Source organism: Massilia aerilata (genome assembly GCF_042656905.1).
In the GTDB taxonomy this organism is placed as follows: domain Bacteria; phylum Pseudomonadota; class Gammaproteobacteria; order Burkholderiales; family Burkholderiaceae_D; genus Telluria; species Telluria aerilata.
In genome coordinates, this window is sequence record NZ_JBHSMZ010000015.1 from 248323 (window position 1) to 271166 (window position 22844).

The 22844-nt window shown below is 67.1% G+C and carries 17 protein-coding genes; 11 read left to right on the forward strand and 6 right to left on the reverse strand.

Annotation, left to right across the window (positions count from 1 at the left end; all coding sequences use genetic code 11):
• Positions 1-10: 10 nt before the first annotated feature.
• Positions 11-2374, reverse strand: a complete 2364-nt coding sequence (locus tag ACFPO9_RS18805) for a coiled-coil domain-containing protein (RefSeq protein WP_379773356.1) — start codon at positions 2372-2374, stop codon at positions 11-13.
• A 99-nt stretch (positions 2375-2473) separates the two neighbouring features.
• Entirely contained in the window at positions 2474-3466 is a 993-nt protein-coding gene (locus ACFPO9_RS18810; protein ID WP_379773359.1) for a serine/threonine protein kinase, read from the reverse strand.
• A 222-nt stretch (positions 3467-3688) separates the two neighbouring features.
• Between ACFPO9_RS18810 and ACFPO9_RS18815 the strand changes: the two genes are divergently transcribed.
• Together ACFPO9_RS18815 and ACFPO9_RS18820 are read left to right on the forward strand one after the other, a co-directional pair.
• A complete protein-coding gene (locus ACFPO9_RS18815) occupies positions 3689-4729 on the forward strand; it encodes an alpha/beta hydrolase (RefSeq protein ID WP_379773362.1) in 1041 nt (346 codons plus the stop codon).
• A 142-nt stretch (positions 4730-4871) separates the two neighbouring features.
• Positions 4872-5561 (forward strand): UPF0149 family protein, encoded by a 690-nt coding sequence (locus ACFPO9_RS18820; protein WP_379773364.1) that lies wholly within the window; start codon positions 4872-4874, stop codon positions 5559-5561.
• 253 nt (positions 5562-5814) lie between these two features.
• Here ACFPO9_RS18820 and ACFPO9_RS18825 read toward each other — a convergent pair whose 3' ends face one another.
• Positions 5815-6996: an HPP family protein gene (locus tag ACFPO9_RS18825; protein WP_465263312.1), complete on the reverse strand. Its 1182-nt coding sequence runs from the start codon at positions 6994-6996 to the stop codon at positions 5815-5817.
• A 129-nt stretch (positions 6997-7125) separates the two neighbouring features.
• On the opposite strand from ACFPO9_RS18825, the gene ACFPO9_RS18830 reads away from it, so the two are divergent.
• The 3 genes from ACFPO9_RS18830 to ACFPO9_RS18840 all read left to right on the forward strand — a co-directional run bounded on the left by ACFPO9_RS18830 (position 7126) and on the right by ACFPO9_RS18840 (position 10299).
• Positions 7126-7470 carry a MarR family winged helix-turn-helix transcriptional regulator gene (locus ACFPO9_RS18830; protein ID WP_379773705.1) on the forward strand — a complete coding sequence of 115 codons (345 nt, stop codon included), beginning with the start codon at positions 7126-7128 and terminating at the stop codon, positions 7468-7470.
• Between the two features lie 19 nt (positions 7471-7489).
• The gene (locus ACFPO9_RS18835; RefSeq protein ID WP_379773370.1) at positions 7490-9250 is read left to right on the forward strand and encodes a chloride channel protein; all 1761 of its coding nucleotides are present in this window, start codon (positions 7490-7492) and stop codon (positions 9248-9250) included.
• A 98-nt stretch (positions 9251-9348) separates the two neighbouring features.
• Positions 9349-10299: an MBL fold metallo-hydrolase gene (locus ACFPO9_RS18840; protein ID WP_379773707.1), complete on the forward strand. Its 951-nt coding sequence runs from the start codon at positions 9349-9351 to the stop codon at positions 10297-10299.
• Positions 10300-10302: 3 nt separating this feature from the next.
• On the opposite strand, the gene ACFPO9_RS18845 is transcribed toward ACFPO9_RS18840, so the two are convergent.
• On the reverse strand, positions 10303-12780 hold the full coding sequence (locus ACFPO9_RS18845; protein ID WP_379773372.1) for a hybrid sensor histidine kinase/response regulator: 2478 nt from the start codon (positions 12778-12780) through the stop codon (positions 10303-10305).
• A gap of 61 nt (positions 12781-12841) precedes the next feature.
• Positions 12842-13426, reverse strand: a complete 585-nt coding sequence (gene orn, locus ACFPO9_RS18850) for an oligoribonuclease (RefSeq protein ID WP_379773375.1) — start codon at positions 13424-13426, stop codon at positions 12842-12844.
• Positions 13427-13525: 99 nt separating this feature from the next.
• Between orn and ACFPO9_RS18855 the strand changes: the two genes are divergently transcribed.
• The 5 genes from ACFPO9_RS18855 (at position 13526) to ACFPO9_RS18875 (ending at position 18359) form a co-directional block, all read left to right on the forward strand.
• Complete coding sequence (locus tag ACFPO9_RS18855; protein ID WP_379773376.1) at positions 13526-14818, forward strand: M48 family metallopeptidase; 1293 nt, start codon at positions 13526-13528, stop codon at positions 14816-14818.
• Positions 14815-15159 carry a 4a-hydroxytetrahydrobiopterin dehydratase gene (locus tag ACFPO9_RS18860; RefSeq protein WP_379773379.1) on the forward strand — a complete coding sequence of 115 codons (345 nt, stop codon included), beginning with the start codon at positions 14815-14817 and terminating at the stop codon, positions 15157-15159. Before ACFPO9_RS18855 ends, ACFPO9_RS18860 begins: the two co-directional genes overlap by 4 nt.
• A complete protein-coding gene (gene rsgA, locus ACFPO9_RS18865) occupies positions 15156-16073 on the forward strand; it encodes a ribosome small subunit-dependent GTPase A (RefSeq protein WP_379773382.1) in 918 nt (305 codons plus the stop codon). Before ACFPO9_RS18860 ends, rsgA begins: the two co-directional genes overlap by 4 nt.
• 40 nt (positions 16074-16113) lie before the next feature.
• Complete coding sequence (gene argF / locus ACFPO9_RS18870) at positions 16114-17040, forward strand: ornithine carbamoyltransferase (RefSeq protein ID WP_379773385.1); 927 nt, start codon at positions 16114-16116, stop codon at positions 17038-17040.
• 89 nt (positions 17041-17129) lie between these two features.
• Complete coding sequence (locus ACFPO9_RS18875; RefSeq protein ID WP_379773388.1) at positions 17130-18359, forward strand: argininosuccinate synthase; 1230 nt, start codon at positions 17130-17132, stop codon at positions 18357-18359.
• A 35-nt stretch (positions 18360-18394) separates the two neighbouring features.
• Here the strand turns inward: ACFPO9_RS18875 and ACFPO9_RS18880 are convergent, their stop codons facing one another.
• On the reverse strand, positions 18395-20695 hold the full coding sequence (locus ACFPO9_RS18880; protein ID WP_379773390.1) for a catecholate siderophore receptor Fiu: 2301 nt from the start codon (positions 20693-20695) through the stop codon (positions 18395-18397).
• Between the two features lie 330 nt (positions 20696-21025).
• On the opposite strand from ACFPO9_RS18880, the gene ACFPO9_RS18885 reads away from it, so the two are divergent.
• A complete protein-coding gene (locus ACFPO9_RS18885) occupies positions 21026-22837 on the forward strand; it encodes a methyl-accepting chemotaxis protein (RefSeq protein ID WP_379773393.1) in 1812 nt (603 codons plus the stop codon).
• Positions 22838-22844 lie beyond the last annotated feature (7 nt).

A 22844-nucleotide genomic window follows, 5' to 3' on the forward strand; every position in this document is an offset into this window, starting at 1 on the left:
CAGCCGGAACTCAGCTTTCGCCGCGCTGCCTGGCCACCGCCTCGGCCAGCCGCGCCGCCGCCTGCTGCGCCGAAGGCAGCTGCGAGAAGCGCCCCAGCACCTCGCGCGCCAGGTCGGCCGATTCGGCGCGCTGCTTGGCCTCGGCCTGCAGGGCGTCGACCTGTTCGCGCAGCGCGCCCAGTTCCGCCACCTGCTCTTCCTGGCGGCCGGCTTCCAGTTCCACCAGGCGGCGCTTGGCTTCCATCATTTCCTGGGTCGCCTGCAGGGACTTGCGCTGCATGTCGGCGGCCTGCTGGGCGTGTTCCAGCAACGACCGCTGGGCTTCGCGCTTGTCGATGGCCGCCTGGGCCGCGGCCTGCTCGGCCAGCTCGCGCATCTTCGCCAGCTGGGCGTGCTCTTCCTCGGCCTTGGCGCGCGCTTCGGCAGCGGCGACGGCCGCGTGCTCGGAGGCGATGCGCGCCGCGGCGGCCTCGCTGGCGCGGGTGTCGAGCGCGGCCTGCTGGCGCTGGGCCGACAGCTTCTGCTCGAGCAGCAGCAGGGCTTCGCGGGCGGCGTCGGCGCCCGCCTGCTCGGCCGCCAGCAGTTCTTCGGCCAGGGCCTGCTGGCGGGCTTCGTGGCCGGCGCGTTCCGCCTGCGCGCGCGCCAGCGCGGCCGCTTGCGCGGCCGCGGCCCCGGCGTGCTCGGCGGCGGCGGCCGCCTCATGCTGCTGGGCGGCGGCGATCGCCTGCTCATGCTCGACCTGGCGCGCCGCATCCATCACGGCCTGGCGCTGGGCCTCGACCGCCGCCTGCTGCGCGGCCAGGCTGCGCTGTTCGTGTCCGGCCTGGGCGCGCAGCAGCGCTTCCCGTTCCTGCTCGGCGGCGATCCTGGCTTCGGCGGCGGCGGCCAGCGCGCGCTCGGCTTCCTGGCGCTGCGCCAGCGCGGCCAGCGCTTCCCGCTCCACGTGCACGCGTTCGCGTTCGGCGGCCGCCAGCGCTTCGGCTTCCCGGGCGCGGCGCTCGGCCAGGCCGGCGGCTTCGCGCTGCAGTTCCGCCAGTTCCGCCTCGTGGGCGAGGCGCGCCTGTTCGGCCGCGTTCTCGGCGGCTTTCGCCTGGGCCGCGGCGGCCGACTGGGCCGCGCGTTCCTCTGCCAATGCCCGTTCGCGCCCCTGCTGCTCGGCTTCCAGCGCCGCCGCTTCCAGCGCCTGGCGGTCGGCATCGGCGCGCTGGCGCGCCTGCTCGGCGGCGACGCGCTCGGCGTCCAGCCGGGCCTGCGCCTGGGCGGCTTCGTCTTCCTCGGCCTGGGCGCGGGCCAGGGCCACTTCGCGCAGCTTGCGGTCGGCTTCGATGCGGGCCTCGGTCGCGGCCAGGATCCGCGTTTCGGCTTCGCGCCGCGCCTCGAGCGCAGCGGCGGCGCGCTCCTCCAGGCGCTCGCGGTGGACCGCGGCGTCGCGCAATTCCTTCTCGGTCTGCAGGCGCATGCGCAGCGATTGCGCGGCGGTGCGTTCGTACTCGGCCTGGGCCACGGCGATCGCTTCGCGCTCCTGCTCGATGTGGGCCAGCGCCCTCGCCTCTTCCAGCGCCCTGGCCTCGGCCGCGGCGCGCGCAAAGCTGGAGGCCAGCGCGACCTGGTCGGCGCGCTCGCGCTGCAGCGCCAGTTCGAGCGCCTCGGCTTCCGCTTCGGCCAGCTTCTCGGCGGTCAGGCGCGCGGCCTTTTCGGCACGCTCGCGTTCGCGGGCCAGGATCGCGACCCTGGCGTCGGCGCTGGCGCTATGGCTGACCTCCTCGCGCGCCGCGTGCACGGCGGCGACCCGCTCGGCGGCCTGCAGGCGCGCCTGTTCGGAGTGCTGGGCCAGCTCGTCGGCCTGGCGCGCGGCGTGTTCCGCCAGTGCGGCGTCGCTTTTCGCCTGCTCTTCGGCGCGCCGGCGCGCCTCTTCCTGGGCGCGGGCCCGCGACTCGGCCGCCAGGCGGATATGGGTGTCGGCTTCCACACGTGCGCGCAGCTCGGCGGTTTCCTGGCGCATCGCTTCCAGGCGCTCGGCCGCGGCCCTGGCGGCGGCGCGCAGGGTGTCGATGCGGTCGCGGTTGGCCTCGATCGCCTCTTCCGAAGCCTGGGCGTTGGCCAGCGCGGCGGCCGCGGCTTCGGCGTCGATCGCCGCCCGTTCCTCGGCCAGGCCGCGGGCGCGCGCCTCGGCATGGGCGCGGTTCTCGGCCGCCACCGCTGCCTTGGCCTCGGCCTCGACCCGCGCGATGCCTTCCTTGATCGCGCGCTGTTCCAGGTGCTCGCGCAGCGGTTCCCGCATCTCCTCATTGAGCGGGGCCGCATGCTCGTGGGAACCGGGCAGCATGTCGATGGTGAAATCGGCGTCGTCTTTGTGGTCGGGATGGTCGGTCATGGCTTTTCGAGGGCGGACTAGGGCTTAGCGTGATTATGCGTCACGGCTGGAAATCCTGTCACGCCGAACACAGCGGCGTTTGCCCGCCAATTCAGGCGATCAAACCGGCCACAGGGGCGGCTCATCCATTAATGAGATCTGTTCCCGCAGCTCCAGAATCCGGTCCTGCCAGTAACGCTGGGTATTGAACCAGGGGAAAGCCGCCGGAAATGCCGGGTCGTCCCAACGCATCGCCAGCCAGGCCGAATAGTGGATCAGGCGCAGGGTCCGCAAGGCCTCGACCAGATGGAGCTGGCGCGGGTCGAAATCGCAGAAGTCTTCGTAGCCGGCCAGCACGTCGCCCATCTGGCGCACCATTTCCTGGCGCTCGCCCGAGAGCAGCATCCACAGGTCCTGTACGGCCGGGCCCATGCGTGCATCGTCGAAGTCGACGAAGTGCGGGCCGTCGCCGGTCCATAGCACGTTGCCGGCGTGGCAATCGCCGTGCAGGCGCAGCAGCGGCAGCTCGCCGGCGCGGTCGAAACAGCGCGCCACGCCGTCCAGCGCCTGGTCGATCACGCTGGCGTAGGCGCCCAGCAGTTCGTGCGGGATGAAACCGTGGCCCAGCAGCCAGGCGCGCGGTGCGCGGCCGAAGGTGTCGAGGTTCAGCGCCGGGCGCTGCCCGAAAGCTTTCAAGGCGCCGACCGCGTGGATGCGGCCGATGAAGCGCCCGGTCCACTCCAGCACCTTGGGGTCGGACAGCTCGGGCGCCCTCCCGCCGCGGCTGGGGAAGACGGCGAAGCGGAAGCCGCCGAACTCGTGCAGCGTGCGGCCGTCCAGCACCTCGGCCGGCACCACCGGCACCTCGGCCCGCGCCAGCTCTTCGGTAAACGCGTGTTCCTCGAGGATGGCGGCGTCGCTCCAGCGCTCGGGGCGGTAGAACTTGACCACCACCGGCTGGCCCTCTTCGCGGCCGACCCGGTAGACCCGGTTTTCGTAGCTGTTCAGTGCCAGCAGGCGGCCGTCGCCGCGCAAGCCCACGCTGTCGACCGCATCCAGCACCATCAGCGGATCGAGACGTGAAAAAGGATGTGTTGCCGTTTGATCTTCCATGCCGCCATTGTAAGGCCGGCGGCAGATGGGCGCACCATGCATTCAGTTTTGCTGAATTTATGCATCAGCCCGTTTCAGAAGGCCATATTTTTTCTATAAGGCATCGAATCGAGAATAAATTTGCCGGTTTTGACAGGGATTGCGCTTGCAGTGTGCGTGGACGTACCGAGAAATCGCCGGCCCCCGGGTGTCATGGAGGCCTGAACCCATTCTGGAGAAAACATGACAAGGACCGCCTTCACACTGAGCGCGCTCGCCGCCGCCCTCGCCTGCAACGCCGCCATGGCCCAGGACGCCGCCCAGCCGCCCAAGGCCGAAGCCCATATGCAGAAGGTGCTGGACGCCCTGAAATCGCTGAACGGCAAGCCGATCGAAACCCTGAGCCCGGAGGAAGCGCGCAAGCAGCCGACCCCGGCCGACGCGGTCAGGAAGGTGCTGGCCGACGAGAAGAAAAGCACGGCGCCGGAAGCGGGCGTGACGGTCAAGGACATGACGGTGCCGGTCGAGGGCGGCAGCATCCCGGTGCACATCTTCACGCCCGAGGGCAAGGGCCCGTTCCCGGTGATGGTCTACTACCACGGCGGCGGCTTCGTGATCGCCGATACCAAGGTCTACGAGGCCTCGCCGCGCGCGCTGGCGAAGATGGCCAAGGCGATCATGGTCGCGGTCGACTACCGCCAGGCGCCTGAACACAAGTTCCCGGCCGCGCCGAACGACGCCTACGCGGCCTACCTCTGGACCATCCAGCATGCGAAAGAATTCAACGGCGATCCGGCGCGCGTGGCGGTCGGCGGCGAATCGGCGGGCGGCAACCTGGCCACCGTGGTGTCGATGATGGCGCGCGATAAAAAGGCGCAGATGCCGGTGCACCAGCTGCTGGTCTACCCGGTGGTCGACAACGACATGAACAATGCTTCCTACCAGCGCAACGCGAATGCCAAGCCGCTCAACAAGGCGATGATGGCCTGGTTCTTCAAGCACTACCAGGGCGACCCGGCCAACGCCTACGCGCTGCCGATGAAAGCGGCGACGCTGAAGGGCCTGCCGCCGGCCACCATCGTCGCCGCCGAGATCGACCCGCTGCTCACCGAGGGCAAGGCCTACGCCGACAAGCTCAAGAAGGACGGCGTGAAAGTCGACTACAAGGAATACAGCGGCGTGACCCACGAATTCTTCGGCATGGGGGCCGTGGTGCCGAAGGCTAAGGACGCCGAGCAGTATGCGGCCGACGCCCTGAAGAAGGCCTTCGACGTCAAGCACTGATAGCGCAGCACGCAGCGACATTCACAGGTTTTCCGTTTGCGCGCCGACGGCTTCATGGTCCGTCCGCGCGCTTTTTTACGCCAGCCCGCCGCCGCAAGGGTTAAACTGGCGCCTTCAAAGAACGGAATCACCTGGAACACACATGCAACTCGAACAGCCCCTCAGCGACAAAGAATTCGACGATCTCGACAACTTCCTGCTGTCCGAACGCAGCCCGGAAGGCGCGATGACGATGGATACCCTGCACGGCTACCTGACCGCGATCGCGATCGGCCCGGAATCCATCATGCCGGCCGAGTGGCTGCCGCGCGTCTGGGGCGAGGACGGCGCCGCGCCGAAATGGAAGAACCCGAAGGAAGAGCAGCGCATCGTCAACCTGATCATGCGCTTCATGAACGAAGTGCTGATCACCTTCGAGGTCGCGCCCAAGGAATTCGAGCCGCTCTACGTCGAGCATGAAGTCGACGGCGAGACCCTGATCGACGCCGAAGCCTGGTGCTGGGGCTTCTGGGAAGGCATGGACCTGCGTCCCGGCGCCTGGGACGAAATCTGGGACTCGGAAGCCGGCGCCATGATGCGCCCGATCTACCTGCTGGGCGCCGACGAGATCGAGGAAAGCGAACTGCCTGAAGTCGAGGACCCGCGCCTGGCCCACAAGCTGGCGCTGGACATCGAAGCCAACCTGCCCGCCATCCACCGCTTCTGGCTGCCGCGCCGCAAGGCCGCGGTCGAAACCGTGCGCCACGAGCAGCCGAAGGTCGGCCGCAACGACGACTGCCCCTGCGGCAGCGGCAAGAAGTTCAAGAAGTGCTGCGGCGCCGAGCAGGCCTGAGCTCCGCTTTGACTTCCACCCTGCCCGTCATCACCGGATGCAGGGTGCAGAGGTCGTCGACACTCTCCCCTGGCGCAGCACCTGGCGCCAGCTGCGCCCCGGTTTCAGCTCGCCCGACTTGATGCCCGCCGCGGCCGCGCCGCCGTCTGTGAGCGACTTGCTGGTGGTCTCCTAAAAACCGGGGTCAGAGCCCGATTTTTGGAAATATTTTCCGAGATCTTGCCAAAATTGGGGCTCTGACCCCGGTTTGATTTTACGCAGTGTCCATCAGCTTGCCCTCGAACAGCGCCGCCAGCAAATCCGATTGGCTGACCACGCCGGCGAAGATGCCGCGGGCGTCCACCACCGGGATGTGGTGCAGGCCGCGGTTGCTCATCAGGGGCACCAGTTCCGCGATCGGGTCGTCCACGGCCACGGTCTGGACCTGGCGGTGCATGATCTCGACCACTTTGGCGGGGCGCTCGCCGCGCATGGAGAACAGGTGGCCGACCACGCCGCGCAGGCGTTCGCCCAGGGTCTGGTAGTCGTCCAGGCCCAGGTGGTGCAGGAAATCGTTCTGGCCGACCACGCCGACCACGTGCCCGGCCTTGTCCAGCACCGGCAGCGCGTGCAGGGCATGGCGGCGCAGCAGGGTCCAGGCATCAGGCAGCGGCATGCCCGGCCGCACCGTCACCGCATCCTTCGACATGATGGCGCCGCAGGTCACGACGCCGAAGCGGCGCCCGTAGGCCTGGGCTTCGGTCTCCAGCAGGATCTCTTCGAGGTCGTCGCGGCTGATGTCCAGCACCTGGCCGTAGCGCGCCAGCGCAGCGTCCAGGTCTTCCTTGGTGAAGCCGATGCGCGCGGTCGGCACCGGGTCGCGCGTGGCGTGCACGTTATTCAGCATCGACTGCTGGGTGTGCGGATAGCGCCGCCCGGTCAGGTTGTTGAAGACCAGCGCCACCAGCACGATCAGGGCCGAGTTCAGGCACACCGGCACGAAGGCGAAGCCGAAGCCGGCGGCGTGCACGGCCGGGCCGCCCAGCACCGTGGTCAGCGCCACCGCGCCGCTGGGCGGGTGCAGGCAACGCAGCAGGAACATCACCAGGATCGCCAGCGAGCCGGCCAGCGGCGCCGCCAGCAGCGGATTGCCGATCGCCTTGGCGCAGGCGATGCCGACCAGGGCCGAGATGGTATTGCCGCCGATGACCGACCAGGGCTGGGCCAGCGGGCTGGCCGGCACGCAGAACAGCAGCACGGCCGAAGCGCCCATCGGCGCAATGAGAGGCAACTGCGGGGCCAGCGGCAGGGTCGCCGTGCCGAGCAGGTGCATGCTGAGACCGGCGGTCAGCAGCAGGCCGATCAGGGCGCCTGCCACGGAACGCATCCTTTCGTGACGCGGGACGGTATTACGTTGCGGGACGAAGGCGCGCAACCAGTTCAATGCGTGATCCAAGATGGGACTTCTTCAAAAAATACATCACGATATGATATATTATTCGGCTCCTCCCTGCCAGCACACCGCCAAGTGAAGAAGCCCCTCGCCAAATCCGATTTCGCCGCCCTCTCCGAATTCCGCTACCAGATGCGCCGCTACGAGCACTTCTCGGAAAACGCCGTCCAGGCGGAAGGCATCACGCCGCTGCAGTACCTGCTGCTCCTGCACATCAAGGGTTATAAAAACCGCGAGTGGGCGACCATCGGCGAGCTGGCCGAGCGCCTGCAGGCCAAGCAGCACGGCGTGGTCGCGCTGGTGACGCGCTGCGAGGAAGCCGGCCTGGTCGAACGCCGCGCCAACCTGGATGACCGGCGCCGCGTCGAAGTGCACCTGCTGCCCGCCGGCGAAGACATTCTCACGCGCCTGGCCGAAGTCCACCGCGCCGAACTGCGCGCCCTGCAAGGCGTCTTCACGATTCCCAACCTGCCCTGACCGAGTCACGAAACCCGACATGTCCGTACCCCATCACCATCTACCCGAACGCCGCGACTTTTCCGGCGACCTGCGGCTGCTGCGCATCACGGCGATCGCCGCCGTCATCGGCGGCCTTGCCGTGCTAGCCGCCCACGTGCTGCTGCTGCTGATCCGCTTCTTCACCGACCTGTTCTTTTACCAGCGCTTCTCGATCACCGACCTCTCGCCCGCCAACCAAACGCTGGGCGCCTGGGTGATCGCCGTGCCCGTGATCGGCGGCCTGATCATCGGCCTGATCGCCCGCTACGGCACCGAACAAATCCGCGGCCACGGCATCCCGGAAGCGATCGAGGCGATCCTGTTCAAGAACAGCGCGATGTCGCCCAAGGTCGCGGTGCTGAAGCCGCTGGCTTCCGGCATCGCGATCGGCAGCGGCGGCCCCTTCGGCGCCGAAGGCCCGATCATCATGACCGGCGGCGCGATCGGCTCGCTGATCGCCCAGCACTTCCACCTGACCGGCGGCGAGCGCAAGTCGCTGCTGGTCGCGGGCGCCGTGTCCGGCATGACGGCGGTGTTCGGCACCCCGGTGGCGGCGGTGCTGATGGCGGTCGAGCTGCTGCTGTTCGAACTGCGTCCGCGCAGCCTGCTGCCGGTGGCCGTGGCCTGCGCGGTGGCCGGCTTCCTGCGCCCGCTGGCGATGGAAGCGGGTCCCTTGTTCCCGCTGCAGACCATGCCGGTGGCGCCGGTCGCCCTGCTGTCCTGCCTCGTTGCCGGCCTGCTGTGCGGCGCGCTGTCGTGGACCATGTCGACCATGCTCTACCGTGTCGAGGACTGGTTCCACAAGCTGCCGATCCACTGGATGTGGTGGCCGGCGCTGGGCGCGCTGGCGGTCGGCATCGGCGGCTATTTCCAGCCGCGCGCGCTGGGCGTGGGCTACGACGTGATTGGCGACCTTCTGCATAACCACCTGGCGATGGGCGCGGTGCTGGCCCTGCTGGCCGTGAAGTTCGTGATCTGGCTGATCGCGCTGGCCTCCGGCACCTCGGGCGGCGTGCTGGCGCCGCTGCTGATGCTGGGCGCCGGCCTCGGCTCCCTGCTTGCGCCTTTCCTGCCGGGCGCCGAGCCGGCCCTGTGGCCACTGGTGTTCATGGCCGCGACCCTGGGCGGCATGATGCGGGCGCCGGTGATGGCGGTGGTGTTCGCCTTCGAACTCACCCACGATGCCAACGCCCTGCTGCCGCTGCTGGCCGCCGCCGCCGGCGCCTACGGCTTCACGGTGCTGGCGATGGGCCGCTCGATCCTGACCGAGAAGATCGCCCGCCGCGGCCACCACATCTACCGCGAATACGGCATCGATCCGCTCGAACGCCACAGCGTGGCCGAGGTGATGACGGCCCAGGTGCTGAGCGTCGACGCCGGCGCCACGGTCGCGAGCGTGCTGGCCTCGCACTTCGGCGCCGGGCAGAAGCACCGCGGCTTCCCGGTCACGCGCGGCGGCCTGCTGGTCGGCATGCTGGACCGCGATGCGCTCGAGGGCCAGGCGATGGACACCAAGGTCGGCCAGCTGTTCGGCATCAACAAGCCGCCGCATGCGCTGGCCGGCGAAACCTGCCGCATCGTCGCCACCCGCCTGGCCGTGCATGGCATCGAGCGCCTGCCGGTGGTGGCCAGCGCGGCCGAACCGCGGCTGTTGGGCATCGTCAGCCGCAGCGACCTGATCAAGGCGACCGCCGGCCTGCATGTCGAGGAGCACGAGCGCCGCGTGCTGCGTCGCGTGCCGTTGACAAAGCCGCGCTGAGCACTGCGCCGGCTCCAGCTTTTTGCTGAACAATCATGTACGATAGGCAACACGCGCATCCGCGCGATTGCCTATTTTCACTTGAGGACAAGAACATGATGAAACCGCTCAAGCGCACCCTTTCCGCCGTCGCCGTCGCCGCGGCGCTCGTTTCCGCCGCCCACGCCGCGGCGCCGATGGTCAAGACCCCGGCCCCCGGCTTCTTCCGCGTGATGGTGGGCGACGTCGAAGTCACCCCGATCAGCGACGGCACCGTCGACCTGCCGATGGACCAGCTGCTGCGCCAGAAGCCCGAGCAGACCAGGTCGACGCTGGAAAAGAACTTCCTGAAAGTGCCGACCGAAACCTCGGACAACGCCTTCCTGGTCAATACCGGCAGCAAGCTGGTGCTGGTGGACACCGGCGCCGGCGCCCTGTTCGGCCCGACCCTCGGCAAGTTCGTGCAGAACCTGAAGGCGGCCGGCTACCAGCCGGAGCAGATCGACGAGATCTACATCACCCACATGCATGGCGACCACGTCGGCGGGCTGGCCCGCGACGGCCAGCGGACCTTCCCGAACGCCGTGGTCCGCGCCGGCAAGGCGGACGCCGACTTCTGGCTGAGCCAGGCGAACATGGACAAGGCGCCGAAAGAGAAGAAAGGCTCCTTCCAGGGCGCGATGGCCTCGATCAATCCCTACGTCCAGGCCGGCAAGTTCAAGGCCATCGACGGCAACGGCGAGCTGGCGCCGGGCATCTCGGCGGTGGCGGAACCCGGCCATACGCCGGGCCACACGACCTATGTGGTGGAAAGCAAAGGCCAGAAGCTGGTGCTGATCGGCGACCTGATCCACGTGGCCGCGGTCCAGATGGACAATCCGCAGGTCACGATCGGCTTCGACAGCGACGAAAAGGCCGCCGCTGCCTCCCGCAAGAAGGTGTTCGACGACGCCGCCAAAAACGGCTGGCTGATCGGCGGCGCCCACCTGCAGTTCCCCGGCCTGGGCCACCTGCAGACCCAGGGCAAGGGCTACCGCTGGGTGCCGGTCAACTACACCCAGATGCGCTGATACTCAGGCCTTCGTGGCGGCGGCCAGGATCGCCGCCAGCTTGTCCAGGTCGACCGGCTTGACCATATGATGGTCGAAGCCGGCTTCCAGGGCGGCGCGGCGGTCCTGCTCCTGCCCATAGCCGGTGACCGCCACCAGCAGCATCGCCCGGGTGCAGGGCTCGAGACGCAGCCTGCGCGCCAGCTCGTTGCCGTCCATCTCGGGCAGGCCGATGTCCAGCAGGCCCACGTCGGGGCATTCCTTCTTCGCCAGCGCCAGCGCGCGCAGCGAATCGTTCTCCACCATCACCTCGTAGCCGCAGGCTTCCAGCAGCATCGACAGCGTGGCCGCGGCGTCGACGTTGTCGTCCACCACCAGCACCCGCAGCGGACTGCTGTCCTGGGCCACGGCGCCGGCAGCGCCCGGCTCGACATCGCCGCGCGCCGGCTGCCGCATCAGCGGCAGCGTCACGGCGAAGGTGCTGCCCCGGCCCGGTCCCGGGCTGCCGCACTCCACCGCGCCGCCATGCAGCTCGACCAGGTTCTTGACCAGGGCCAGGCCCAGTCCGAGCCCGCCCTGCGAGCGGTCGGATGAGCGCTGGGCCTGGGCGAACAGCTCGAACACGCGCTCCGTCAATTCCTTCTCCATGCCGATGCCCTCGTCGCGCACCGACAGCACCAGGCTGTCGGCGCCCGCCTCGGCACGGGCTTCGATCTCGATGCGTTTTTCCTCGGGCGTGTATTTCGACGCGTTGTTGAGCAGGTTGGCCAGCACCTGCACCAGGCGCGCCTTGTCGCCGAGGACCGTGGCCTCGGGCTCGACCAGCCTGACCGCCAGCGACTGCCGGCGCGTCTCGAACAGCGGCCGCACCTGCTCGATGGCTTCGTCGACGATGGTGCGGGCCGATACCGGCGCGCGCGCCAGCGTCACCAGCCCGCGCGTGACGCGCGAGACGTCCAGCAGATCGTCGACCAGGGACGTCATGTGGCGCACCTGGCGGCCGATGATGGCGCTGCTCTGGCGCACGCGCTGCTCGTCGAGGCGGCCGATTCTCAGGAGGTCGGCCGCGGCGCTGATCGGCGCCAGCGGGTTGCGCAGCTCGTGCGCCAGCATGGCCAGGAATTCGTCCTTGCGCTGGTCGGCCGCGCGCAGCTTTTCCTCGGCCTGCTTGCGTTCGGTGATGTCGAGGAAGAAGCTGACCAGCCCACCGCCGCTGGTTGGATAGGCTCGCACCTCGTAATAGCGCTCGCTGCCGTCCGCCATGCGGTGCAGGTATTCGGCGCTCCCCGCTACCCGCTGGTCCATGACTCGGCCGTACATGCGCCCGAGTTCGGTGTCCAGTGCTTCCGGCCAGATGTCCCAGTGCTTGTGACCGATCACCTGCGCAGCGCTGCGGCTGCCCAGCCGCAAGCCTTCGGCATTCATCTGCAGCACGGTCCAGTCGGGCGCGATCAGGCCAAAGCCCTCGGCGATCGAATCGAGGATCAGCTGGCTGCGGTCGCGCTCTTCGCGCAGGGCTTCGTGGGCGCGCGCCAGGTCCACCGCGCTCCACAGGCGCTCGGACATGCTGCGCGCCAGCGCGATCTCGGCCTCGCTCCAGCGGTGCGGCTGCGCGTGCCCCAGCGCCAGGAAGGCCAGCAGGCGCCCGGCTTTCACCAGCGGCACCAGCAGGCTGGAACACACGCCCATCGCCGACAGGTAGGCCTGCTGGTAGGGCATGGTGCGCGGGTCCGTGCGGACGTCGGTGATCGCGATGACCTCGCCCGCGCGCCCGCGCGCCGCCACGTCCTCGCCGAAGGCGGCGATCGAGAAGGTCTTGCCGGACAGGGCCGAGCTGCCGCCGGCGGTCCAGTCGCGCTGCACGTAGAAGCTGGCGCGCGCCTCGTCGACTTCGCCGTACATCACGTGTCCGGCGTCCAGCTCGCGGCCCAGCAGCGCGCTGGCGGTGGCGATCGCCGCCTCGCTGGAGGTCAGCGGCCGCAGCGCGTCGGCCAGCGCCAGCTCGAAGGCGGCGCGGCGCTCGGCCTCGACGCGGGCGGTGGTCTCGATGCAGGTGCAGTACACGCCCGTGACCCTGCCATCGCCGTCGTGCAGGGGCGAGTAGGAGAAGGTGAAGTACGTTTGCTCGGTATAGCCCTTGCGCTCCATGGTGAGCGGCATGTCCTCGAAATAGGAGGACTGGTCGGCCATGGCGCGTTCGGCGATCGGCTCGAGGTCGGCCCAGATCTCCCACCAGACGCGCTGGAACTGTTCGCCGAAGGCGGCCGGGTGCTTGTCGCCGAGGATGGGAACGTAGGCGTCGTTGTACAGGAAGACCTGCTGCGGACCCCAGACCAGGAACATCGGGAAGGTCGAGCTGAGGACCATGGACAAGGCCGTGGCCAGCTCGGGCGGCCAGGACCCGGGCGGGCCCAGCGGAGAGGAATGCCAGTCGCGGGCGCCGAGGAGGCGCCGCGTCTCGCTGTCGCCGAGCCCGGCGGTAATGCGCAGAATGTCAGCCATGGCGGAATTATTCCACATTTCTTGTGAAATAATTCACAATTTCCATGCTACATTGCCGTATTTACAGTTTGATGAAGTGCTCGCGGTAGTAGCGCAGTTCCTCGATCGATTCGACGATGTCGGCCAGCGCGGTGTGCTTCTGGGCCTTCTTGAAGCCCGAGGCCAGTTCCGGCTTCCAGCGGCGGCACAGTTCCTTCAGGGTCGAGACGTCCAGGTTGCGGTAGTGGAAGAAGGCTTCCAGCTTCGGCATGCCGCGCGCCATGAAGCGGCGGTCCTGGCAGATCGAGTTGCCGCACATCGGCGATTTATTGGCCGGCACCCACTGCTTGAGGAAGGCGATCAGCTGCTCTTCGGCCTGGGCTTCGTCCACGGTCGAGGCTTTCACGCGGTCGATCAGGCCCGATTTGCCGTGGGTGCCCTTGTTCCAGTTGTCCATCTTGTCGAGCGTTTCGTCGCTCTGGTGGATGGCGAACACGGGGCCTTCGGCCAGGACGTTCAACTCGGCGTCGGTGACGACCACGGCCACTTCGATGATGCGGTCGTTGTCCGGATCGAGGCCGGTCATTTCCATGTCGAGCCAGACGAGGTTCATGTCGTTGGGGCGCGGGGTGACGGTCGGGGTTTGGGTTTCGTTGGCTTGTGACATAATCTGTACTTTGGCTATATTCAGTCGAGGTCAGAGCACAAGCGTGAAAACCGTGCTCTGACCCCGAGGGTAAAGCTTGCATTTTCTCACAGGCACACGATGGTTTCATTCGGGTTTTCGGTTTTGTTCGTCATTTTTTTCATGCTGACCCTGGTGTTGCGGTACTGGCTGGCCAGCCGGCATGTCCGCCACGTCCTGCGTCACCGTGATCGGGTGCCGGCCGAATTCGCCGGCCGGATCCCGCTCGCCGCGCACCAGAAAGCCGCCGACTACACGGTCGCCAAGACCCGCTACGGCATGGTGCACGCGGTGTGGAGCGGCCTGGTGCTGGTCGGCTTCACGCTGCTGGGCGGCCTGCAGGCGCTGTCGATCGCGCTGCTGCAGCTGACCGGGCCGGGCATGGCGCACCAGATCGGCCTGGTCGTGGCCTATGCGGTCATTGCCGGCGTGCTCGACCTGCCCTTCTCGTACTGGTTCCAGTTCGTGCTCGAACAGCGCTTCGGCTTCAACAAGATGACGCTCAAGCTGTGGCTGCTCGATGCCGTCAAGGGCACGCTGCTGGGCGCGGTCATCGGCCTGCCGCTGCTGTGGGTCGTGCTGACCCTGATGGACCGCACCGGCGCGCTGTGGTGGCTGTACGCCTGGCTGGTGTTCAGCGGCTTCCAGCTCTTGATGATGGTGCTCTACCCGACCGTCATCGCGCCGATGTTCAACAAGTTCACGCCACTCGGCGACGAGAGCCTGAAAAGCCGCATCGAGGGCCTGATGGCGCGCGTCGGCTTCGCCTCCAAAGGCCTGTTCGTGATGGACGGCAGCAAGCGCTCCAGCCACGGCAACGCCTATTTCTCGGGTTTCGGCGCCAACAAGCGCATCGTCTTCTTCGACACCCTGCTCGAGCGCCTGGCGCCCAGCGAGATCGAAGCCGTGCTGGCGCACGAGCTGGGCCACTTCAAGCTGAAGCACATCGTCAAGCGCATCGTGGTGGCGTTCGCGCTGTCGCTGGTGTTCCTGGCCCTGCTCGGCTGGCTGAAGAACCAGGTGTGGTTCTACACCGGCCTCGGCGTGCTGCCGCTGCTGGGCCAGAACAACGACGCGATGGCGCTGCTGCTGTTCATGCTGGTGCTGCCGGTGTTCACCTTCCCGTTCGCGCCGCTCACGTCCATCACCTCGCGCAAGCACGAGTTCGAGGCCGACGCCTTCGCCGCCAGCCACAGCGACGCGCGCGAATTGGTCGCGGCCCTGGTCAAGATGTACGAGGACAATGCCTCGACCCTGACCCCGGACCCGCTGCATTCGGCCTTCTACGATTCGCATCCGCCGGCTTCGATCCGCATCCGGCGCCTGCATGAAGCAGGTGCGCTGGCTGGCGCCGCCGGCATGGAGCCCGCATGAACACCGCCCTGCCCTTGAACGAACGCCACTGCACCCACGGCGCGCCGGCGCTGGACGATGCCGCCATCGCCGCTTTGCTGCCGCAGTTGCCGGACTGGCAGGCCGACGGCAAGCGCCTGGTGCGCGAATTCCTGTTCCGCGACTACCACGAGACCATCGAATTCGTGAACGCACTGGCCTTCATGGTCCACCGCGAAGACCACCACCCGGACCTGCAAGTCGGCTACCGCCGCTGCACGGCCGCGTGGACCACGCACTCGGCCGGGCACAAGCTCAGCGAGAACGATTTCATCTGCGCCGCCAAGGCCGACGCACTGTACGCGGGGCGGGCCGGCGCATGAACAAAACCACTGAACTGACCGGCACCATCGTCGCCGCCCACGGCCGCCACTACCTGGCCGACGTCGGCGGCGCGGCTTCGTCCGAATTCCTGCAGTGCGTCACGCGCGGCAAGAAGACCAACGTCGCGGTCGGCGACATCGTGCACCTGAAGCGCACCTCGGACAACCAGGCCGTGATCGAGAAGATCGCCGAGCAAACGACCCTGCTCTACCGCTCCGACCAGTACAAGTCGAAGCTGCTGGCGGCAAACGTCACGCGCCTGTTCATCGTCATCGCCACCGAGCCGAGCTTCGCCGACGACCTGGTCTCGCGCGCCCTGGTGGCCTGCGAGGCGGCCGGCGTCGAGGCCCACCTGATCCTCAACAAGGTCGACGTCGAAGCGCCGCTGGCGCGCGCCCGCGAGCGCGCCGGCCTGTACGCGAGCCTCGGCTATCCGCTGCACGAAGTCTCGGCCAGGACCGATCCGGCAGGCGCGGTGGCGACCCTGATGCCGCTGCTCGAAGGCGAGTCCTCGATCTTCATCGGCCAGTCGGGCATGGGCAAGTCCTCGCTGATCAACCTGCTGGTGCCGGACGCCGACATCGCCGTGCGCGAGATCTCAGAAGCGCTGGACACCGGCAAGCACACGACCACCTTCACGCGCCTGTATCGATTACCAGGCAGTGGCGGCGGCCAGATCATCGACTCGCCGGGCTTCCAGGAATTCGGCCTCTACCACCTGACGGAAGGCATGCTGGAGCGCGCCTTCGTCGAGTTCAAGCCCTTCCTCGGCGGCTGCAAATATTACAATTGCCGCCACCTGGCCGAGCCGCAGTGCGCCATCCTGACGGCGGTCGACGAAGGCAAGATCGCGAAGATCCGGCATGAGCTGTATGCCCAGCTGCTGCACGAGTCGGCCCAAACCTTGTATTGATCGAATATAATCAGGCAGATTCCCGCATTCCCGACATAACATGGCTGTCCAGACCCCCATCAAGCACTTCCTGCAGTTCTCCGACTTTTCCCGCGACGAGTTCGAGTACGTGATCGAGCGCGCGGCCGTCATCAAGCGCAAGTTCAAGGCCTACGAGGTCTACCACCCGCTGGTCGACCGCACCCTGGTCATGGTGTTCGAGAAGAGCTCGACCCGTACCCGTTTGAGCTTCGAAGCCGGCATGCACCAGCTGGGCGGCGCGGCGATCTACCTGAACACCCGCGACAGCCAGTTGGGCCGCGGCGAGCCGGTCGAAGACGCCGGCCAGGTCATGAGCCGCATGTGCGACATCATCATGGTGCGCACCTTCGGCCAGGAGATCATCGAGCGCTTCGCGGCGAATTCGCGGGTCCCGGTGATCAACGGCCTGACCAACGAACACCATCCCTGCCAGGTGCTGGCCGACGTGTTCACCTATTTCGAGCACCGCGGTTCCATCGTCGGCAAGACCGTCGCCTGGATCGGCGACGCCAACAACATGCTGTACTCGTGGCTGCAGGCGGCCGAGGTGTTCGGCTTCCACCTGAACGTGTCGACCCCGAAGGGCTACGACATCGATCCGGCCATGGTGAATACCAGGAACTACACCTTCTTCGAGAGCCCGTCGGATGCCTGCCAGGGCGCGCACCTGGTCAACACCGACGTGTGGACCAGCATGGGCTACGAAAAAGAAAATGCCGAACGCCTGAAAGCCTTCGACGGCTTCATGGTGGACGGCGCCAAGATGGCGCGTGCCGCACCCGACGCGCTGTTCATGCACTGCCTGCCCGCGCATCGCGGGGAGGAAGTGGCGGCCGAAGTCATCGACGGCCCGCAATCGGTGGTGTGGGACGAAGCCGAGAACCGGCTGCACGTGCAGAAGGCGCTGATCGAGTACCTGCTGCTGGGCCGCATCGAAGATAAATAAGGCATCACCCCTAGCTTGATCGTCAGGCCGGGCCCGATGCCCGGCCGGCTGACCATAAATCCCCTCCTCTCTCAATCACTGGAACTCCCATGAGCGACATTAAAAAAGTAGTCCTCGCCTACTCCGGCGGCCTCGATACCTCCGTCATCCTCAAATGGCTGCAGGATCACTACAACTGCGAAATCGTCACCTTCACCGCCGACCTGGGACAAGGTGAAGAGCTGGAACCGGCGCGCGCCAAGGCCATCAAGTTCGGCATCAAGCCGGAAAACATCTACATCGACGACGTGCGCGAAGAATTCGTGCGCGACTTCGTGTTCCCGATGTTCCGCGCGAACACCGTCTACGAAGGCGAATACCTGCTGGGCACCTCGATCGCGCGTCCGCTGATCGCGAAGCGCCTGATCGAGATCGCGAATGAAACCGGCGCCGACGCCGTCTCGCACGGCGCGACCGGCAAGGGCAACGACCAGGTGCGCTTCGAGCTGGGCGCCTATGCGCTGAAGCCGGACGTCAAGATCATCGCCCCGTGGCGCGAATGGGACCTGCTGTCGCGCGAAAAGCTGCTGAAGTACGCGGAAGACGCCGGCATCGAGATCGACATGAAGCACAAGAACGGCGGCGCGCCCTATTCGATGGACGCCAACCTGCTGCACATCTCCTTCGAAGGCCGCCACCTGGAAAACCCGAGCGCGGAAGCCGAGGAATCGATGTGGCGCTGGACCGTGTCGCCGGAAGCGGCGCCGGACCAGGCCGAATACCTCGACATCGAATACGAGCGCGGCGACATCGTCGGCCTGAACGGCGTCAAGATGAGCCCTGCCCAGGTGCTGACCGAGCTGAATCGCCTGGGTGGCAAGCACGGCATCGGCCGCCTCGACCTGGTCGAGAACCGTTACGTCGGCATGAAGTCGCGCGGCTGCTACGAAACCCCGGGCGGCACCATCATGCTGCGCGCCCACCGCGCGATCGAATCGATCACCCTGGACCGCGAAGTGGCGCACCTGAAGGACGACCTGATGCCGCGCTACGCTTCGCTGATCTATAACGGCTACTGGTGGGCGCCGGAGCGCGTCGCGCTGCAGACCCTGATCGACCACACCCAGCAGTCGGTGAACGGCTGGGTCCGCGTGAAGCTCTACAAGGGCAACGTGATCGTGGTCTCGCGCGATTCGAAGACCGATTCGCTGTTCGACATGAACATCGCGACCTTCGACGAAGACGGCGGCGCCTACAACCAGGCGGATGCGGGCGGCTTCATCAAGCTGAATGCGCTGCGCATGCGGATTGCCGCGAAGGCGCGTGCCAAGCGCGGTTAATTCGCCTTGGGTCCCCGCCTGCGCGGGGACGACGTCTATTGGAAGTGGAAATTGGCCGTCACGCTGGCCCAGCGCGGCGCGCCTGGCGTGTAGCGGTAGCCGCTCTTGTTGATGGCCGCCACATAGCGTTTGTCGAACAGGTTGTACACGTTCAGGCGCAGGTCGAGCCAGCGGTTCACTGCGTAAGACGCCATCGCATCCGCCACCCAGTAATCCTCGGTGTAGGCCGGCGTGCCGACCGCACCGTCGGTGCCACGCAGCAGGCGGCCCGAGTAGCGCGCGCCGCCGGCGATCTTCAGGCCGGAGGGGAAGCTGTAGGTGGTCCAGCTGGTGAAGGCCGACTTCGGCGTGTAGGTCAGCGCATTGCTGCCGTTGGCCGCGGTCAGCTTGCCGGCTTCGACGCTGGTGTCCATCCAGGTATAGCCGGCGCTGAGCGACCAGTTGCGCGTGATCTCGCCGATCGCGCTCAACTCGATGCCCTGCACACGCTTGCGGCCGGTCTGGTAGTACTTCAGGTCCACCGGGTCCTGCTCGACTTCGTTCTTGACCTCGGTGCGGAACAGGGCCGCGTTCAGACCAAGGCGCTTCTGCATCAGCTCCCATTTCGCGCCCAGCTCCGTGGTGGTGCTCACCTGCGGATCGAAGATCGGGTTCGATGCGCTGTTCGCGCTGGTGCTCAGGCTCAGGTTGGAACCCGGCGGCTGCTTCGAGTTGGCCCACAGCGCGTACACGCTCGTATTTTCCGACGGCTTGTACAGCAGCGAGAGCTTGCCGCTCACCAGGCTGTCCGCCAGTTCGACGTGGGTCGGAACCGGGGTCCCCACGGGCAGGCTCGGATTCGCCGCCGCGGTCGACAGCGCCACCGCATCGTAGCTGGTGTCGAAGTGGTCGATCCGCGCCGAAGCGCCCAACAGCCAGCGCTCGCCGATGCGGACGGTATCCAGCAGCCAGGCGGCCGCGGTCGTGGTCTCACCCTGCGTGCGGGCGCCGCTGCGCACCAGATTCAGGCCCGTGACCGGCGATGATGGCTCGGGGCGATACAGGTTAGCCGGCAGCAGCGTGCCGCCGCCCAGGTAGCTCCAGTTGCTCTGCTTCTCGTTGGCGAGATCGAGGCCCGACACCAGCGTGTGCTTCAGCGCGCCGGTGCCGAACTCCGTGGTCAGCGTGGTCTGGTTGGCGAGGATGGTGTTTTCCTGGTCCTTGATGGTGCGGGTGGTACGCGCCAGCGTCCAGCCTGAGGGATCGGCCTGCGCCGGCGTCAGGATGTTGGCGGTGTTGCCCATGAAGGCGCTGAGCAGGTAGAACTGCTTTGTCTTCCCGTAGCGGGTGGTGTTCTTCAGGCGCATGCCGCGGCTGAATTCGTGGTCGAGGATGGCGGTGAACATGTCGGCCCGCACGCGGTCGAAGTCCGACAGCGCGCCATAGAAATTCTTCGGATCGACGGTTGCCGCGTTGGCCAGCCAGGGGCGCTTGGGATCGGGGCTGCTGTAGCCGGGCAGGCCGATGGTGGGCACGCCGCCGTCCGGGCGGTTGTCCTGCCTGACGTGCAGGTAGTCGAGATAGAGCTGGGTCGGACCGCGCAGGCCGAAGGCGACCGAGGGCGCCAGCGCCCAGCGCTGGTCCTTGACCGCGTCGCGCGCCGGGTTGCCGCTGTCCTGGTCCAGCACATTGAGGCGCATGCCGATGCCGCGGCGGTGGTCCAGTACGCGGTTGAGGTCGACGGTGCCGCGCTTGCGTTCCGCGCTGCCGGCAACCAGGCCGGCCTGGCCGAAATTCTTGAGCTGCGGCTGCTTGGTGGCCAGGTTGATCGAACCGGTCGGCGCGCTGCGCCCGGTGTCGGTGCCGGCCGGGCCTTTCAGGACGTCGATCTGCTCGATGTTGAAGACGTCGCGCGAGACCGAGCCGATGTCGCGGATGCCATCCACGAACAGGCTGCCCGAGCTGTCGAAGCCGCGCATGTAGATGGCGTCGCCGGTATTCGTGTTGCCGTTCTCGCCGAGGAAGAAGGTGCCGACGCCCGGCGTGTTGCGCAGCGCTTCGGTCAGGGTCACCGCGCCCTGCTGCTCGATCAGCTCCTTCTTGATCACGATGACGGTCTGCGGGGTGTCGACCAGCGGCTGGGTGTATTTGGCGGACGAAGCCTGGTCCGCCTTGAACTCGTTCTCGCGTGCGCCGTGGACGTGGACGCGCTGCGGCGAGCCGCCCTCGGCGGCGCCGCCGGTGGCGGTGGCGGCGCCGTCCGCGGCTTGCGCGGCGAACGGCAGCATCAGCATGGCGAGGGCGGCGGCGGGACGCGGGGTGATGCGGTGTTTGCGGCTGGTGATCGGCTTGTTCATGGTGTTGTCGCTTGGTGTTGTTATGAATGGGTTAATCGAACGCCAGCGACTTTAACAAAACTTTACATGGAAGTAAACGCGAATCATTCTCATTATCGTTAATATTCAATATCGGCTTGTCGTGAGAAATGTGACCAAATGTTGTTGCGGTAGCGCATCATTGTTTCCCCATTATTCGATCGGGATGTTACATTCGGAGCTGGGCGCTATTCCCGTTGCATTCGGCTGCTCGACGGCCGACAACGCCGGGGTCAGAGCCCACCCGAATGAACCGGGCTCTGCCCCTGCGGAAACCGACCCTGCGGCTGCCCCCTCCGGCTGACATCCACCATGCACAACCTGAATATCAAGAAAAAACTGATGATCGGCTTCAGCGGCGTCGTCGCGATCATCCTGCTCATGCTGGTCCTGGCCTATAACAACTTCGCGCGCCTCTCGGAGGCGCGCCAGTGGGATCGCCATACGCTTGAAGTGCTGCTGGAGATCGACCATGTCTCCACCGCGGTGCTGCAGATCCAGAGCGCGACCCGCGGCTACGTCCTGACCGGCAACGAGACCCTGATCGCGCCGGTCCAGAACGAACACGAAAGCGCCCGCAGCCACCTGCGCCGCGCGTTCGCGCTGACGACCGACAATCCGGCCCAGAATGACCGGCTCAAGCAGGTCGAACCGCTGCTGAAGGCCTGGATGGAACAGTCGGTCGGCCCGCAGATCGAAATGCGCCGCAAGGCCGGCAAGGGGGGGCTGGCGCCGGTGACGGCGCAGGTCGAGACGACGGTGTTGTCCGGCACCGGCCACGTCGCCACCATGCGCCAGGTACTGGGCGAGATCGAGGCCGAAGAGAACCGCCTGCTGGCGCGGCGCAGCGAGGAGTCGAGCGCGCTGCGGCGTTCGATGGACCTGCTCCTGAGCCTGGGCACGGCGGTGAGCGTGCTGCTGGCGGTCCTGATCGGCACCCTGCTGGTGCGCGCCATCTCGCGGCCGCTGGCCAGCCTGAGCGAAGCCGCGCGCAAGCTCGGCACCGGCGTCCAGGGCGCGCGCGCCGACGTGGTCTCGCGCGACGAGCTAGGCGCGGTGGCGCTCGAATTCAACCGCATGGCCCAGGCCATCGAGGACAGCCAGGCCAAGGAACTGGCCGCCACCAACGAATTGCGGGCCAAGGTCGACGCGCTGCTGGAAGTGGTCTCGAAGGCCGCGCGCGGCGACCTGACCGGCAACGTGACGATCCGCGGCGAGGATGCCATCGGCCGCCTCGGCGAAGGCCTGGCGACCATGCTGGGCAACCTGCGCAGCCTGCTGAACAACGTGCAGCGCGCCGGCATCCAGGTGGCCAGTTCGGCGACCCAGATCGCGGCCTCCGCGCGTCAGCAGGAAGCGACCGGCATCGAACAGGCCCAGACCAGCGTCGAGGTGCTGGCCACCACCAGGGAGATCTCGGCCAACACCGCCCAGCTGCTGCGCACCATGGAGGAAGCGACCGAGGTGGCCGACTACACCACCAGCGCCACCGCCGACGCCCAGGACAAGCTGAAGCACATGGACCACACCATGCAGCAGATGGTCAACGCCACCGATTCGATCGGCGCCAAGCTGGCCGCGCTGTCCGAGAAAGCCAGCAACATCAACAGCGTGCTGACCACAATCACAAAGGTGGCGGACCAGACCAACATCCTGTCGCTGAACGCCGCGATCGAGGCCGAAAAGGCCGGCGAGGCGGGCCGCGGCTTCTCGGTGGTGGCGACGGAAATCCGCCGCCTGGCCGACCAGACCTCGGTCTCGACCTGGGACATCGAGCAGATGCTGAAGGAGATGCAGTCGGCGGTGTCGGCCAGCGTGATGGGCATGGACAAATTCGCCGAAGAGATCCGGCGCAACGTCGGCGAAGCGCGCCACGTGGCCGAGCAGCTGTCCGGCATGATGGACCAGGTGCGCAAGCTGGCGCCGCGCTTCGACATGGTGCTGCAGGGGATGCAGTCGCAGGCCGTGGGCGCCTCGCAGATTTCGGGCACCATGATGCAGCTGTCCGACGCCACGCAGCAAACGGTGGACTCGCTGAAGGCCACCAGCGAAGCCGTGCACCAGCTGCAGTATGCGGCCGGTGACCTGCAGCAGTCGGTCGCCACCTTCGCCGTGAACGAGTAAACGCCCC